Source organism: Granulicella cerasi, from assembly GCF_025685575.1.
Lineage (GTDB): Bacteria > Acidobacteriota > Terriglobia > Terriglobales > Acidobacteriaceae > Granulicella > Granulicella cerasi.
In genome coordinates this window covers 278,932-293,099 of record NZ_JAGSYD010000004.1, presented here as the reverse complement: position 1 = coordinate 293,099, position 14,168 = coordinate 278,932, and the positions used below count along the sequence as shown (strand labels likewise).

The following is a 14,168-nucleotide window of genomic DNA, read 5'->3' as shown; positions in this document are numbered from 1 at the left end:
GCGACACTGTCGTCGAAGGCATTTCCTGACTAACCCTGCAACCGCAGGGTACGCAGCCCCTCCATGAGAGGGAAGCGAAGCAAACCTAAGGATTACGGAGACATACCCCAATGGCTAAGATTGCCAAGACCGGTGATCGTAAGAAGATCATGGACACCCAGAAGAGCACTGATTGCCCGAAGTGCGCAAAGCCCACCCGCATCGTAAAGCGTGTGAAGGACCGTGAACGCGGTATCCCCGGCGGCGTGTACATCTCGTGCTCGGCGTGCGAGTTCTTCGAGAAGCTCTAAGCTTCCGATCAACCCTAAAGATAGTCGATAAATTTCCGTAAAAGGCCCACCGCGAGGTGGGCTTTTTCGCGTTCTCCGGCGTCATACTAAGGTCGCCAAGGGAGGGTTCTGCTCCGGGTATAAAAATCGGTTCGTCGCACTTGACGATCGTCCCGCGAGAGAGGCAGACTCCCATGGTTTCGTAGGAGAGTAGTTCAGATGTCGACTAGCATTACCGTTACACCCGTTGCAGATTCGTTCCTCGCCTCCCCGCAGCTCAAGCGCCCGACGTTCCTCATGTGTCCGCCGGAGTTCTACAACCTCGAGTACGCCATCAACCCCTGGATGGCAGGCAACGTTCACAACACCAACCGCGATCTCGCCTTTGCCCAATGGAAGGGTATTCATAACGTCCTGCGTGGCGTGGCTGACGTGCGCCTACTGCATCCCGAAGCAGGCTGCCCGGACATGGTCTTCCTCGGCCACGGCGCGCTCGTGCACCACGGAATCGCTGCGGTCTCCAGCTTCAGCCCCGCGCAGCGTCAGGCGGAGTCGAAGTACCTCCGCCAGTGGCTCATCGGTCAGGGCTTCCTGCTCTGGGACACGCCGCAGCAGACCGCCTTCGAGGGAGAAGGTGACGTCACCTTCAACGCCGAGGGCACCGAACTGTGGGCCGCTCACGGCGTTCGTACCTGCCGCGGAGCGCATCACCATGTGGCTGACGCCTGGAACGTCCCGGTGCACTCACTGCACCTCGTCGACCCTCGCTTCTATCACTTGGACACCTGCTTCACGCCGCTGACCGATGGCTACGTGCTCTACTACCCGGGCGCCTTCGACTCAGCCTCGCGAGCCGAGATCGAGCAACAGTTTCCGGCGGAGAAGCGCATCGCCGTCAGCGAAGCAGATGCCACGCGTATGGCCTGCTGTGCTCTGAACATCGGGCGCAGTATCTTTACCGGCGAAGTCTCCAAGGACCTGGCCAAGCGCCTCTTCGATGCAGGCTTCGACGTCGTGCAGCTTGAGCTCTCGGAGTTCATCAAGGGCGGCGGTGGCGCCAAGTCGCTCGCGCTTCGCTTGAGCGATCTCCCGTTCACGCACGGCAAGCTCAGCTAACGCCGTACAGAGACAGAAAAGCCCAGCCGAAAGGCTGGGCTTTTCTCGTTGGCAAGGTGCGAGCTATTACTCGTCAATCCTGCCGGATTTTTCCGGAGTCAACTGGGCGACTTCCTGCAAGATGCGACCGTACTTATCGACCGGTTCGATCTTGACCTTCGCGGTTCCGTTGAAGCCCAGCTTCTGGGCGGCGGCGTGCGAGAGGTCGAGCATGGCATTGTTCACCCACGGTCCACGGTCCGTCACACGGACGACCATGGAACGCTTGTTCCTCAGGTTGGTTACCCGGATCAGACTTCCCAAGGGAAGCGTCCGGTGAGCAGCGGTGAATTCCGTCGAATCGAAGGTCTCACCGTTTGCCGTTTTACGGCCGTCAAATTCCTCGCCGTACCAGGTAGCTTTTCCAACTTCGAACCAATGACGCTTCGCCGGCTTGGACTGCGCTTCGGGTTTCGCCGCAGAAGCCGCCAAGACATGCGAGGTCGTCGGAGCTGCCGAGACCGATGCCGACACGCCGAGCGCCATGACGAGCATGGTCGCGCGAGCCTGCTGGCTTCGATTCCGTGCCGAGCTCACAGCCGCGCCGGCCAAAGCCTGCGTGCGTGAGATCAGCGTCCGGGTTCGATTCCGTCTTTGTTCGCTCATAGCTATATTGTCCTTGCCTGAATTCGCTAAGTCAATCATTGCCAACGGGTTAGCGACACTTCGGGCTTGCAATTCACTCTGGATTGTGGTAGACAATAGGTAAGAAATTCCTTGACATTCGAAAGCCGTTTTTCGCGGTTTCCGAGGCCCAGATGCCGTCCCTTCGACCTGCCAAACCGCCAGTTGCACTCACGGTGGCGGGCTTCGACCCGTCGTCGGGCGCAGGGATCACCGCGGATTTAGCGGCTTTTGCCGCCCATGGACTCTTTGGGACGTCGGCGATTACCGTTTTGACGGTACAGTCGACGCTTGGCGTTGCGGCGACCGAAGCTCTCCGTCCGACGCTTCTGGAGCAAACGCTCGCCCATCTGGCAAAAGATATTTTGCCCCAGGGAATCAAGATCGGGGCTCTCGGAACCCCGGACCTCGCCGAAAAACTATTTTTCTTCCTCGGCGAACATCCTGGGATTCCGGTCGTTTTCGACCCTGTTTTCGTCTCCAGCTCAGGAAAAGCTCTCTTTCCGGTAGAGGCGATGGAGCCGCTTCACGAAGGGCTGATGAGACGAGTGAGCTGGATCACGCCCAACTGGAGGGAGCTGGCACTGCTTTCCGAAGAGGTCGTTCGATCGCTGGACGATGCGGGGTCAGCAGCCGAGAAGCTCTCGTCTCGCCATCCGCATTTGAATATCGTGGCTACCGGCGGTGACCAGGAGGCTCCGGTTGATTTCGTCAGATTTGCCGACGGCCGAGTCGAAGTTTTCGAAGGGCAGCACATCGTTTCCAATAATACCCACGGAACGGGCTGCGCCTTTTCTTCGGCGCTGCTTTCCCGGCTCGTGCTCGGTTACGAGCCTGCCGAGTCCGTAAAGCTTGCCAAAGAATATGTGGCGGAGGCGATTCGAAGGGCTCCGGGAATTGGGAACGGGAAGGGGCCGCTCAATTTGATGTGGCCTCTGCGTCGGACATAGCCTATCGACGCTGAAACTCCGGCGAGCCCAGAACCAACCCGGTGGCGAGCGCGGCTGGAAGATCGAGGCTTCCATCCGAAAGCATGCCGCCGTTTCTGAAGTTGCCGACTGCTCCTCGCATCGCATTCTTGCCTTTACCGAATCGGATCTGCGCTCGGATGGGGGCGACCTGACGAAGCTGGGCGCGTTGGTCATCGGCCGAGGCGTTGACCTCCCGAGAGATCAGAGCTTCCGTCTTCGGCGAGACCTCTGTGTGCAGAAGGCGGGCCTCAATCAAATCCTGTTTCTGTTTCCCTGACAGATTGAGGTAGTCAGGGCCGAGGATCTGGGAAAGCTCGAGCGTGACCCCTTGGACGCGGTTTGAGGCAAGTGCCACGGAGAAGTTCATGCGACTCACGAGCGCGGTCGTCGAGTTCCACGCATCAGAGCTCATCGAATATCCGTCCGGCGTCTGGTGTCCAAAGATCGGCTGTCCGAGGTTCGCAATCGCTGTCGCTAGCGAAGCGGGGTTCTGCACATCGGCATCCGTAGCGCGAACCGCAGAAATGACGAAGTCTTGTGGTGTCTTTACTTTCGACCGATAGCTTGAGGATTGGAAGAACTCTGGAGAATTGATCATGGCGATCAGAACCCGTCGAATGTCTCCATGGGTCTCAAGGAAGGTAGCGCTCATGCGAGAGACCATCGCCTGCGGTGGATTGTCCCCGGCGAAGCGTACCGCGATCTTATTCGAGATGAAGTGAGCGCACTGCGGGCTTGCCGCCAGACGCTTTAGGACCTGGACTCCTTCCTGCACGCCACCATCCTGGACCGTTTCGCCGAGAACGACCTTCTTGCCCGGTTCATGCTTGCTCTCGTCGAATACGGGGCGCGTGGGATCGCCGCGTAAGAATCCGCGGTCGATCGTCCATCCAGTCAGCACTTTGGCAAGCTCGGTGACATCCTTCTGTGTGTATCCGCCGTTGACCCCAATGGTGTGCAGCTCCATCACTTCACGGGCGTAATTCTCATTCAGCCCCTGAGCGCGATTGTTTCGAATCCTGTCTACGCGGGAGGAATCTGAGTGCGGCCCCACGGATTCGTACTGGTCAAGATACTCCAGCATCGCTGGGCTTTGAGCGACTGCCAGCACGAGATTGGTGAAGTTTCCCAGCGCGTAGGGGCGAATCGAGTTGCTCTGATAACTGCTGATGTAATAGGCAGATGAATCAGCTTTCTTCATGTAAACATTGAAGTGGTTCAACCAGAAATCTGTCATCACCTCTTGCAGCTGACGCTCTGAATAGACGTCGCGCAGGATCTTCGTCTCCACCACCTCTGAGGCGACGAATTCGCGAGGGTTGTCATAGGCCTCGAGCGTTTCGATTTGTGATGGAGAGAGGCGCTCGACGAGCTGCTGTCGCTGTTCGTCATTCAGGTTCCGCCGTACGGCATCCATCTCGGGCACGGTCAGCTTGCAGAGAGCCTTAAAGCGCTCCTGAGGGGGCATGGCGAGCAGGCGCTCAATCGGTACAGGAGGAGCGGCATCTGCACCCGGCGCACCTGCTCGCGTCTGCTGATTTCCGGACCTCTTCACGTCGTACTTTTCCTCCAGTACCTCGCGTCGGGCGCGAAAGAGCGCTCGTCCAGAGGCATCGCCGACGTTACCGTCTCGCTTTCCATCGCTCCGAATGGCGGTCCGAACCATTTCGTTGGAGGGGAACTCGGCGAAGAGTCGCTCCAGAGGGAGCCTCATGGCCGGGTATTCGTTCAGGCGTTCCTGCAAGGCGCGATCGTCGATGAGCTCAGGATTCAGCTGCCGATGAAACCACTCCTGAATCCCGATCTCGCGAACGCGCTCGATATCTCCTGGCCGGGGCCCGTAGGTGAAACGGTTCAGAATCATCAGGATGCGGGCGTCACCCGTAAGTTTGTCGGCGCCGGCGGGGAGCGTTACCAGCTCGGACGCTATAGCCGCCGAACTGGCGTCGGGGGCGACGGAGATGGGTTGCCCTGATGTGGCATCCTGAGTGACGGTAGCTGGCTGCTGCTGCATCTGGGCGATGCAGCCTAGAGAAGCGCTGACCAACAGCACGGCAAGTGACGCGCGCCGGGCCGCAGAGACCTGATTCATCGACATAAAATTCCCCTGAGGCGAACCGCTCTCAGCATAGACCCGGGAAGACGCGCGGTGTCGCTTCCGGGCCGGACTTTCGGCAATTCTCACACGCTGCTACGCTTGGAGTGGCAAGAGTGCGGTGAAAATCCGCGGAAAGCAAGAGAAGTCAGCTATGGAAGGCAGCACATTGCAGCTTACGGTCAATGGTCACCGTCGAGAGCTCTCGGTCGAGACGCCGCAAATCTCCGAAGTTCTGAAACATCTCGACGTGCGGCCTGACCGAATTGCGTTGGAAGTGAACGGGGAGGTCGTGCCTCGGAGCTCGTGGTCCGAAACGATAGTCCAGAGCGGTGACCGCCTCGAAATTGTGCATTTCGTGGGCGGGGGAAGCTATCTGTTAGATTGAGTATTGTCGGTATCAATCAGATTTTGGAGCACTTCGACCCATTTATCGCCATAGTCTTTCCATCCGCCTAGCGTAGCGACTCGACGGAGGCCGGCCTCCCGCATCTCGGACCACAGGATGCGATCCTGAGCTAAACGATCCATGCGATCTACGAGTGAGTTCACATCGCGAATGGGCACGATGAAGCCTTCTCGGCCGTCCTGAACCAGGTCGGGGCCGCCGGTATTCTGTGAACAGAGGATGGGGCAGCCGCAGGCGAGAGCCTGCGCCAGAACCATGCCGAATCCGTCTTCAATGCTGGGCAACACGAGAAGGTGGCTGCGTTGCATCCAGCTGATGAGCTCGCCCTGCGGAAGCGGACCCAAGAATTCCACCCCGTCCGTGGGCAACGTGGGGAGGATAGCTTTCATCTCTTCCGATACGCTTCCTGCAAGCCTCAATTTCTTATGAGGATAGGGAAGTTTCTGAAAGGCTTGGAGGAGGTATGGGATGCCTTTGCGGATGCCAAGCGAGCCTGCGTAGAGGATGTTGAATTCCTGGCTCGGAGGAGCGGTTGCCGGTTTGAAGCGTTCCAGATTGACGCCGTACGGGATGCAGTACAGCTTCTCCGGGGGGATACCCATGTCCACGTAAGTCTGGGCCGCAAAGCTGGACGGAACGGAGATGGCGTCGGCCACGGCGTAGATTTCTTCTTCGCGGACAACGTTGCGGATGTCCACGGGCTCCTGCGGTGCGCCCCAGCGGCGGAACTCGTCCGAGACGAGTTCCATCTGAAAGCGGTGATGGCTTGAGCCGCGATCGCAGATGAACTTGCCGCCGTGCTGCTGCAGCCATAGTCCGGCATAGTGGCTGGCTCCGGCGATGGAGATCAGAGCTTCCGGTAAGGGTTCGCCGCGACGAAGTTGCCGCTCGAACTGGCGGATCTGCCAGCGATCGAATGTCGGAGCGACGATGGGCTGGAACCAATCATCGAGGTAGGGTGAGAGTCCGGGGACACGGCCAAGCGCGAACTGAAGTGTATGGAAGTACGGGTAGGTCGCCACCTTATCGTGCGCGAGGCCTTCGCGTTGGAGTCGACGCCAAGGCCAGGTGGAGTAAATGCGCTGAAGGTGTCCTCGGCGATCCAGCTCACGCGCAAGGTCAAAGTGATGAAAGACGCCGAATACAGCTTGAGCAATGCGCATAGTGAGCGGATGAATCGAGGGCTACGTCTCGGCATCAGAATATCTGTTATCGGACGTAGATGAACTTGGTGCCCAGAGGGGGACTTGAACCCCCACTCCCTTGCGGGATGCGGATTTTAAGTCCGCTGTGTCTGCCGATTTCACCATCTGGGCTCGGTTGCTTCCATCCTATCGCGTCCGGAGCGATGCCGCTGACTAACGTCCGCTGTAGATGGCGCGATACATTTCGCGGTTGCGGATAATGGCCTGAACGTACTCGCGGGTCTCGGTGTACGGAATGGATTCGACCCACTCCGGGATGTCCTTGTAGCCGCCCATGTTGATCCAGCGGCGGATGGGCGTGTCGCCGGCGTTGTAGCTGGCCAGCGCGTATTCGACCTGACCACCGTACTTGGCGATGCTGTTGTGGAGGTCCTCAACGCCGAGCGCGAGGTTCGTGCTGGGATCCAATAGCATGGACGTCTGGAAATGACGCATGCCTCGGCGCTTGGCGATGGCTTTGCCTGTGGACGGAATCAGCTGCATGAGGCCGTAGGCGTTCGCGTGGCTGACAGCTCCGGGGTTGAACTCGGATTCCTGCCGGATGAGTGCAGCGACGAGATACGGGTCAACTCCCTGCTCTTGTGCGTCCGCGGTCAGCTGCGACCAGTATGGCCGTGGGAAGACGATCTGCCAGTACTCCATGGGGACGTTGCTTACCGGCAAGGAAAAGAACGGAATCTTTGCGCGCTTCATCGCCTGCAGAGCGCGAGTGTTTTCACCAAAGCTCTGATAAATTTGGGCTTCGGCGAATGCGGACCACTCATTGTTGGGATCACCGAGCTGGAGTTCCGGCCGGATGTACTCGTTGAGCGAGGCGTTTGCCAGCAGGCGCGCCTTGATCAGGTGCACGTCATTCTCAGGAAGATCGGCGGTCAGGCGGTAGCCTTCGACAGGATGAATACCCGCCAAAGCCGCAGGCGGCGGCACGCTCTGTGCCTGGGATTGGATCACAGCGAGACGCTGGCGGCCGAGCATGGCGTAATAGCTGTTGATGTAGGACGCGCTCAGCGCCTGGTAGTAGTTCTCCGCCTGGCCGAGGTTGTGCTCGACGTCCTCGTACAGCCGGGCGCGCCAGTAGAGTGCGCCGGGGACCTCACTGCCTGCAGGATAGCGCTGGATCTGCTCATCCATCAGGCGAGCAGCGTCCGAAAAGCGACGCAGGCGGTAGCTGAGCCACGCTGCGTGCCAGTGCGAGGATGGAGCGTAGGTCGAGCGCGGAAAGCGGTCTACGAGCCGTTCGTAGTTGCTCTCCGCGTTCGCCATGTCGCCTTTGACGAGGTACATGTTGCCGCCGGAGTAGAGGGCCTCTTCCAGCCAGCGACTATGCGGGTACTGCTGCTCGAGCTGCGAGACGATGATGTCGTGCTGCGCGAAGTCGTTGTCGTTGCGCGCGAGCTCGGAGTCGAGATAGAGCTTGAGGGCTGCGGAGTCGTCCCCCGTTACCGGCAGGTGTGAAACGTCGGAGTGGCTCAGGCGCTTGAGGCGGAGGTCGCAGACGGCGGCATATATCTCGAGCGCGTCGCGGTCGGCCTGTGAGAGCGAGGCGTCGTTCTTCTGCAGCGCGCGGTACTCCTGCGCGGCGAGCGTGTACTGCTTGGCGTTGTAGAGCGCGTCGGCGTGCTGCTTGCTTTCAGCAGCGGTTAGCGGAACGTTCATCGCCTGCAGTTGCGTCCTGGCGGTCTGGGCCTCGGGTGCGATGGGGTCGCCGAGGTAAATGCCTCGATAGAGGCGCGCCGCTTCGGCCGTGTTGCCACGCATCTGGTTGGCGCGTGCCAGCGTGGAGCGGAAGTCGACCTTGTTCGCTGCGGGAGTTCCCTGCACGGCGCTCAGCACGCGGATCGCGTCGGCAGCGTCGTTATTGGCCAGGTACGCGTTTGCGAGAGCGGTCGGAACGTTCGGGACGAAGAGGCTGTTTGGGTGCTTTTGCGTAAAGCCCGAGAGGATCTGGATGGCGTCGTTGGCGTGGCCCGCTTGCAGAGCAGACTGTGCGCCGAGATAGTCGGCGTAATCGTCGAGCGCGTCCCCTGAGGCGGCGGCTTGCGCGTAGGCGCGCTGGGCGTCGCTGTAGTTGTGGTCGAGCTGTGCGGCGTGTCCGAGCGCGATGTACGCGGCCGCGGAGGCCTCGCCGGTGTGGGAGGCTGCGTAGGAACGGACGCCGGAGTACGCCGCTGCTGAACGCGTGGCGGCGAGCTGCTGGGCCATCGGGCGCAGCTGAGAGCTGGCGGTGAAAGCGCTGGAGAGGCGGCGGCTTTCGGCTGTCGCGGCCACGGCGGGAGCTTTCGTGTAGTGCTTGCCGTGTGCGGCCGCTCTGGAGGGCGCGGCTTTATGCGAGGAACGCGGCTGCGCATGGGCCGAGGACTTATGGCTGCTGGCGGCGGCATGGGGAGGGTGCGACGCGCTGCTCTTGGCGGCCGTAGTGTGCTTCTTTCTGGTTTGCGCTGCGGCATCGGCCGCGCAGCACAACGCTGCGCAACATGCCACCGTGGCGGCCGACATGCGCCACATCGTGAGCCCGAACTTCATCCTGCTCTCCATCAACGTACTGCCCCTCTGCATTGACTCTATGACGCTTGCGAGGTTGCGCCATGCACAGGAGAAGCTTTCGGTGAACCAACAGAGATACCGCGCTTGCATGGTGTCGTACACTGAATAGTGAACCGTATGCCCGTTACCAGCACATCGTCCGATCAGAACGTCGACGCTATCCCCTTCGTACCGGAGGCGGCAGAAGCTCCAGCGACCGGCCCCTTGTCCCCGGACAAGGACCTGGCCACGGTGGAGCGCGCGAAGGCTGGCGACACCGCCGCCTTCGAAGAACTGGTACGCCTGTACGAGCGCCAGATCTTCCGCACTGCGCAACACATTACCCAGAACCGCGAAGACGCCGAGGACATTACGCAGGACGTCTTCTTCAAGGCCTTCCAGAAGCTCGACCAGTTCCAGGGCAACTCCAAGTTTTCGACCTGGCTCGTTCGCATCGCGGTGAACGAGAGCCTGATGCGCTTGCGCCGCCGCAAGACCTCCAAGACCGTCTCCATGGACCAGGAGGTCGAGACGGACGAGGGCTCGATCCCCCGGGATTTTGCCGAGTGGAGGCCGAATCCGGAGCAGAATTACTCGCAATCCGAGCTTGCGGAGATCCTGCAGAAGACAATTGCAGGTTTACCGCCAGGTTTTCGCACCGTTTTCACACTGAGAGACATCGAAAACTTGTCGACGGAGGAAACTGCGGAGGCATTGGGGTTGAGCGTACCCGCAGTGAAATCCAGACTGCTGCGCGCACGACTACAATTACGCGAACGTCTCAGCCGCTACTTCCGGCAGACGAAAGAGGCCACGAAGTGAACTGCACAGAATTTCTCGCCAAACTCACCGACTTCTTCGACGGGACGATAGACCCGTCCATTATGGAAGAGGTGAAGACGCATCTGTGTAGCTGCCATCACTGCGAAGTGGTTGTCGACACGACCCGTCACACGATCGACTTCTATCGCAAGAACGAGCAGTACGACCTGCCCTCGCCCGTTGCCGATCGGCTTCGCGGCGCGATCATGGACCGCTGCCGTGCGATTGGCGTCAACAAAGATGGCCTGACGATCAACTCCAAGTCGGTGACGCCGTCCAAGGCGAAGTAAACAAGTTTTCAGGCAAGCGAAAGGGCGACCATCTGGTCGCCCTTTTCTATTGCTGTGATGCGATGCTTACTTCACGACCTGCTGGAACAGAGGCGAACCGAGCAGGCTGGCGAAGTTCGAGTCCGACGACGAGTAGTCCACGGTGAGCGTACCGCCGCTCGAGTCGATCGTGGTGCCGTCCATGGCCGACTTCTCGAGCGGGCTGCCCGAGGTCTTCTTCAGGATCATGACGCCCTTCATCAAGGTCGCTGCAGTGGCTGCGGTCATGGTGTCCGAGGTGACGACGTACATGTTGAACTTCACACCGTTGTTGAAGTCCATGGTGTAGCGAGCCGACTTCAGGCGCTGCTTTACGGTGTCGTAGTCAGCGAGCGAGGAAGCTTCGCCGAGCACGGACTTCATCATCGTCTGCGTGCCCTTCTGGTCGAGCAGGCTCCAGACCGGACGCGAGTCGACAGCGGTCATTTCGTTCATCATCTCGCTGTTCTGCAGGAAGTTCGAGATGATGCCGTCGCGGGCGTCCAGGGCCGACTTCACGGCTTCGCGGTCACCGAAGATCATGGTGGTCTGGTTCAGGAAGGCAACGCTCATGCCTGCCGAGCCCATCGGCCAGATCTCCGTGTGGCGGAGCATGACCGGCTTGGTCTTCTGCTTGGCGAAGTTTGCCATGATCTGTGCGTTCTGGAACTGACCCTGGGCCACACCGAGAATGCGAGCGCCGTCCGCACCGGGAGCGCGGAAGGCGGCGAAGGCGAGCGTTTCCGCGTCGCGATCCACCTTGAGGCCGGAGGTCTTCAGCGCGGTTTCGAGGCGCTTCAGCTCGGGCGGAAGTACGCGGTCCTTCAGCTGCATCGCGGCCGGCGACTGCTGCATCGCCTTGTAGTCGACAACGATGATCTGCTGAACGTCCTTCGGAATGGAGGAACGAGCGTCTACGCTCAACTGTGCGGCATGAGCGGCGGTGGCGGCCATCATGGCGAGCCCCGCGAAGGTGGTCCCAAACTTCATGAACTTGCTGGTGGTCACGTTTACTCCCGAATCGGTCGCTTCCTGGCGGAAGCCGTTCTTATTCTCGCTGAATCTTTGGGTACTGACAACAGTTTGGACGCACGACCGAGCGAAGGGTTAGAGGAAACCGTCGCTTAGCCATTTAGGGCCATAAAAGAGGACTTTGCAAGCGCCGTTCCAGCACCTTTTGCGCTGGATCGAAATCCGGAATCTCGCGAACCCAGTCGGCCGTGGGGTCAAACGCCTCTTCGGGCACGAGGCCGATGAGTTCCCCGTCGCCAATTTTCGCGCCGTGCTGCTCGGCGATCTCGCGGACCATCGCGTGCACCTTGGAGACCGGCGTCCGGGTAAAGTCGGTAATGTTCATGCTGATCTGCGCGCGATCATTGGCCATCACGCCCATGGTCTTCACGCCGAGATGGCCGACGGAGGAGTTGCGAACCTCCTTGGCGATCGTGCGCGCCAGGCCGACGTCGGAGGTCTCGCCCTCGCCGAGGTAGATGTTGTAGGCGATCAGAAACTGACGCGCGCCAATGGCCGAAGCGCCAGCCGTCGCATGGAGCTCGGGGCCGCCGATGTCCGGACGACGCGTGGAGTCGCGCTGAACTTCGCGGGAGAGTCCTTCAAATTGTCCGCGGCGAACGTCTTCGAGGTTCACGCGGTCCGGGCGTGAAGCTGCAGCCTGGTAGAGATAGACCGGCACGCCGAAACGCCGCCAGATGCCCATGCCCGCCTGCCGCGCCAGCATGGCACACTGCACCAGCGAGACTCCGGAGACAGGGACGAACGGAATAACGTCCGCAGCGCCGATGCGTGGATGAACGCCGGTCTGTTGGGTGAGGTCGATGAGTTCTGCGGCCTTGCCTGCTCCGCGGATGGCGGCCTCGACGACGGCTTCCGGCATACCGGCGATCGTCACGACCGAGCGATTGTGGTCCGAATCCATCGACCAGTCGAGCAGGTGTACGCCGTCCACGCGCATGGCGCGGACGATTTCGACGACCTTGTCGCGGTCTACGCCCTCTGAGAAATTCGGGACGCACTCGACGATAGGATGCTGATCATGGGAGTTCTGGTCAGGCATTTACTTCCACCACGTGTAGCCAAGCGTGAACTGCACACCGGTGTTGACGCCCGGGTTCTTGTCGCCGAGCGAAGCCGAGGAGATGTGCACCCCGTTCGCGCTGAAATCGAGCGAGCGGCGGGGCTTCGGGAAGTAGTGCATGCCGACGCCGAACTGCGGGTCGAAGTTCCAGACGCTCGTGTCGGCGTTGGGGCCGTTCTGCGAAAGGTCGAGCGGGTTTGTGTTGCCGATCGGCGGATATTTGCGGGTGGTGTAGATCAGCCCGCCAGCGCCCTGGATCCAGGGCTGGATCTTGCCGCCGTGGTTCATGTTGATGCGCAGCTTGATCGGCACAATGCTGACGCCGCGGTAGGTTCCGCCGGTGTTCGTGGGGCCGGAGCAGCTTGTCGTGGTGGTGCCGGTGGCGACGCAGTTCAGCTTCTGGAACTTCGGAGTGTAGCTCTGCCACAGCGGCAGCACCTCTACCCCGTACTCGAAGTTCGCCTTGAGCGAAGTGTAGTCGTCGGTGAGGATGCGGCCGGCCTGCACGCCTGCTGAGAAAAAGTGATACGCCGTGCGGTCTTCGAGGCCATTGCCGCCCTGCACGAAGACGCCGTACTCCCACTTGGGGGCAGGCGTGTTCAGGATGCCGTTGCCGGTGTCCTTGCGGATCGCCTGCTGCGCGTTTGCCACGGGGAAAACCATCAACGCCAAAAGGCCAAGAGCAAACTTCTTCACTTACCACTCCTTCACAGGCGAACGCCGCCAGCATTGTGGCGGCGTTCGCGGCTACCTGTACTTCAGATGAACGCTACGCCGAGGCCGATTCCTCATCCATGTCAAAGTTCGAATACACATTCTGCGTGTCGTCGAGGTCTTCGAGCGTGTCGAGCAGGCGGAGCATTGCTGCGGCCTGTGCGCCTTCGAGCTTGGTGTAGGTCGAGGGGATCATCGTGACTTCAGCCGACGCAGGCGTAATGCCTGCCGACGTTACAGCGTCCTTTACGGCCTGGAAATCGCTGGGAGCGGTCGTGACTTCCCAGTAGTTGCCTTCGCCGGAGAGGTCTTCTGCGCCAGCGTCGAGCACGATTTCGGTGAGCTTGTCTTCATCAGCCGCGTCCTTCTCGATGACGATCAGGCCCTTCTTCGAGAACATGAACGACACCGAGCCGGATTCGCCCATGTTGCCGCCCTGTTTGGAGAAGGCGTGACGAACTTCACTCACCGCGCGGTTGCGGTTGTCGGTCAGCACTTCGACGATGACGGCGACGCCACCGGGGCCGTAGCCCTCGTAGACGATGTCTTCGTAGCTTGCGCCTTCGATTTCACCGGTACCGCGCTTCACGGCGCGGGCGATGTTGTCGTTGGGCATGTTCTCGGCTTTCGCCGCTGCGATGGCGGTACGCAGACGCGGATTGCCGTCCGGATCTCCGCCGCCGGCCTTAGCCGCGACCATGATTTCCTTGATCAGGCGGGTGAAGATCTTGCCACGCTTGGCGTCGAGAGCGCCCTTCTTATGCTTGATTGTTGCCCATTTTGAATGGCCGGACATGCTTTGAGACCTCGAACAGATGTGTCGATTTCCGTGGCTCGACATGAAACAGGCCGCCAGAGAGGCGGCCGCGGTGCCACAGTCGTCAGCCGAAGTTTACCACCGGCTGGCGACGCTCGAAAACCTCAGCGTGCTATCGCGTGAGTTTTCAACAACTATCTTGCGTTCATCGCCTCGTCACA

General features: G+C 60.3%; 14 protein-coding genes and 1 tRNA gene. 6 read left to right on the top strand and 9 right to left on the bottom strand.

All coding sequences use genetic code 11. From position 1 onward, the window contains the following. Nucleotides 1-110 precede the first annotated feature (110 nt). Both OHL11_RS14920 and OHL11_RS14915 read left to right on the top strand, forming a co-directional pair. A complete protein-coding gene (locus OHL11_RS14920) occupies nucleotides 111-290 on the top strand; it encodes a hypothetical protein (RefSeq protein WP_263372326.1) in 180 nt (59 codons plus the stop codon). A gap of 198 nt (nucleotides 291-488) precedes the next feature. After that, nucleotides 489-1,385 carry a dimethylarginine dimethylaminohydrolase family protein gene (locus OHL11_RS14915; protein ID WP_263372325.1) on the top strand — a complete coding sequence of 299 codons (897 nt, stop codon included), beginning with the start codon at nucleotides 489-491 and terminating at the stop codon, nucleotides 1,383-1,385. A 66-nt stretch (nucleotides 1,386-1,451) separates the two neighbouring features. Here the strand turns inward: OHL11_RS14915 and OHL11_RS14910 are convergent, their stop codons facing one another. Next, nucleotides 1,452-2,126 (bottom strand): septal ring lytic transglycosylase RlpA family protein, encoded by a 675-nt coding sequence (locus OHL11_RS14910; RefSeq protein WP_263372324.1) that lies wholly within the window; start codon nucleotides 2,124-2,126, stop codon nucleotides 1,452-1,454. A 56-nt stretch (nucleotides 2,127-2,182) separates the two neighbouring features. On the opposite strand from OHL11_RS14910, the gene thiD reads away from it, so the two are divergent. Then, complete coding sequence (gene thiD / locus OHL11_RS14905; protein ID WP_263372323.1) at nucleotides 2,183-2,998, top strand: bifunctional hydroxymethylpyrimidine kinase/phosphomethylpyrimidine kinase; 816 nt, start codon at nucleotides 2,183-2,185, stop codon at nucleotides 2,996-2,998. 1 nt (nucleotide 2,999) lies between these two features. Here thiD and OHL11_RS14900 read toward each other — a convergent pair whose 3' ends face one another. Continuing rightward, nucleotides 3,000-5,117 carry a DUF1800 domain-containing protein gene (locus OHL11_RS14900; RefSeq protein WP_263372322.1) on the bottom strand — a complete coding sequence of 706 codons (2,118 nt, stop codon included), beginning with the start codon at nucleotides 5,115-5,117 and terminating at the stop codon, nucleotides 3,000-3,002. Nucleotides 5,118-5,268: 151 nt separating this feature from the next. Here OHL11_RS14900 and thiS point away from each other — a divergent pair, with 151 nt between their 5' ends. Continuing rightward, nucleotides 5,269-5,502: a sulfur carrier protein ThiS gene (gene thiS, locus OHL11_RS14895; protein WP_263372321.1), complete on the top strand. Its 234-nt coding sequence runs from the start codon at nucleotides 5,269-5,271 to the stop codon at nucleotides 5,500-5,502. Here thiS and OHL11_RS14890 read toward each other — a convergent pair. From OHL11_RS14890 to OHL11_RS14880, 3 genes are all read right to left on the bottom strand, one after another. Continuing rightward, nucleotides 5,487-6,686, bottom strand: coding sequence for a glycosyltransferase family 4 protein (locus OHL11_RS14890; RefSeq protein WP_263372320.1), 1,200 nt, complete (start codon nucleotides 6,684-6,686; stop codon nucleotides 5,487-5,489). The genes thiS and OHL11_RS14890 overlap by 16 nt on opposite strands. A 66-nt stretch (nucleotides 6,687-6,752) precedes the next feature. Continuing rightward, nucleotides 6,753-6,839 (bottom strand) — tRNA-Leu (locus tag OHL11_RS14885). Nucleotides 6,840-6,881: 42 nt separating this feature from the next. Then, nucleotides 6,882-9,251: a transglycosylase SLT domain-containing protein gene (locus OHL11_RS14880; protein WP_263372319.1), complete on the bottom strand. Its 2,370-nt coding sequence runs from the start codon at nucleotides 9,249-9,251 to the stop codon at nucleotides 6,882-6,884. A 138-nt stretch (nucleotides 9,252-9,389) separates the two neighbouring features. Between OHL11_RS14880 and OHL11_RS14875 the strand changes: the two genes are divergently transcribed. Together OHL11_RS14875 and OHL11_RS14870 are read left to right on the top strand one after the other, a co-directional pair. After that, complete coding sequence (locus OHL11_RS14875) at nucleotides 9,390-10,073, top strand: sigma-70 family RNA polymerase sigma factor (RefSeq protein WP_263372318.1); 684 nt, start codon at nucleotides 9,390-9,392, stop codon at nucleotides 10,071-10,073. After that, nucleotides 10,070-10,363 carry an anti-sigma factor family protein gene (locus OHL11_RS14870; protein WP_263372317.1) on the top strand — a complete coding sequence of 98 codons (294 nt, stop codon included), beginning with the start codon at nucleotides 10,070-10,072 and terminating at the stop codon, nucleotides 10,361-10,363. The genes OHL11_RS14875 and OHL11_RS14870 overlap by 4 nt, the downstream gene beginning before the upstream one ends. Before the next feature lie 66 nt (nucleotides 10,364-10,429). On the opposite strand, the gene OHL11_RS14865 is transcribed toward OHL11_RS14870, so the two are convergent. The 4 genes from OHL11_RS14865 to OHL11_RS14850 form a co-directional block, all read right to left on the bottom strand. Beyond that, nucleotides 10,430-11,371 (bottom strand): hypothetical protein, encoded by a 942-nt coding sequence (locus tag OHL11_RS14865; protein WP_263372316.1) that lies wholly within the window; start codon nucleotides 11,369-11,371, stop codon nucleotides 10,430-10,432. A gap of 142 nt (nucleotides 11,372-11,513) precedes the next feature. After that, on the bottom strand, nucleotides 11,514-12,455 hold the full coding sequence (ftcD, locus tag OHL11_RS14860; protein WP_263372315.1) for a glutamate formimidoyltransferase: 942 nt from the start codon (nucleotides 12,453-12,455) through the stop codon (nucleotides 11,514-11,516). After that, nucleotides 12,456-13,172 carry an acyloxyacyl hydrolase gene (locus tag OHL11_RS14855; RefSeq protein ID WP_263372314.1) on the bottom strand — a complete coding sequence of 239 codons (717 nt, stop codon included), beginning with the start codon at nucleotides 13,170-13,172 and terminating at the stop codon, nucleotides 12,456-12,458. Between the two features lie 73 nt (nucleotides 13,173-13,245). Next, nucleotides 13,246-13,986 (bottom strand): YebC/PmpR family DNA-binding transcriptional regulator, encoded by a 741-nt coding sequence (locus tag OHL11_RS14850; protein WP_263372313.1) that lies wholly within the window; start codon nucleotides 13,984-13,986, stop codon nucleotides 13,246-13,248. Nucleotides 13,987-14,168: the final 182 nt, after the last annotated feature.

Bases quoted from the DNA above. Each gene is read 5' to 3' on its own strand.
- OHL11_RS14920 (WP_263372326.1), top strand. From the start codon at position 111: ATGGCTAAGATTGCCAAGACCGGTGATCGTAAGAAGATCATGGACACC.
- OHL11_RS14915 (WP_263372325.1), top strand. From the start codon at position 489: ATGTCGACTAGCATTACCGTTACACCCGTTGCAGATTCGTTCCTCGCC.
- thiD (WP_263372323.1), top strand. From the start codon at position 2,183: ATGCCGTCCCTTCGACCTGCCAAACCGCCAGTTGCACTCACGGTGGCG.
- OHL11_RS14900 (WP_263372322.1), bottom strand. From the start codon at position 5,117: ATGTCGATGAATCAGGTCTCTGCGGCCCGGCGCGCGTCACTTGCCGTG.
- thiS (WP_263372321.1), top strand. From the start codon at position 5,269: ATGGAAGGCAGCACATTGCAGCTTACGGTCAATGGTCACCGTCGAGAG.
- OHL11_RS14890 (WP_263372320.1), bottom strand. From the start codon at position 6,686: ATGCGCATTGCTCAAGCTGTATTCGGCGTCTTTCATCACTTTGACCTT.
- OHL11_RS14880 (WP_263372319.1), bottom strand. From the start codon at position 9,251: ATGAAGTTCGGGCTCACGATGTGGCGCATGTCGGCCGCCACGGTGGCA.
- OHL11_RS14875 (WP_263372318.1), top strand. From the start codon at position 9,390: ATGCCCGTTACCAGCACATCGTCCGATCAGAACGTCGACGCTATCCCC.
- OHL11_RS14865 (WP_263372316.1), bottom strand. From the start codon at position 11,371: ATGAAGTTTGGGACCACCTTCGCGGGGCTCGCCATGATGGCCGCCACC.
- ftcD (WP_263372315.1), bottom strand. From the start codon at position 12,455: ATGCCTGACCAGAACTCCCATGATCAGCATCCTATCGTCGAGTGCGTC.
- OHL11_RS14850 (WP_263372313.1), bottom strand. From the start codon at position 13,986: ATGTCCGGCCATTCAAAATGGGCAACAATCAAGCATAAGAAGGGCGCT.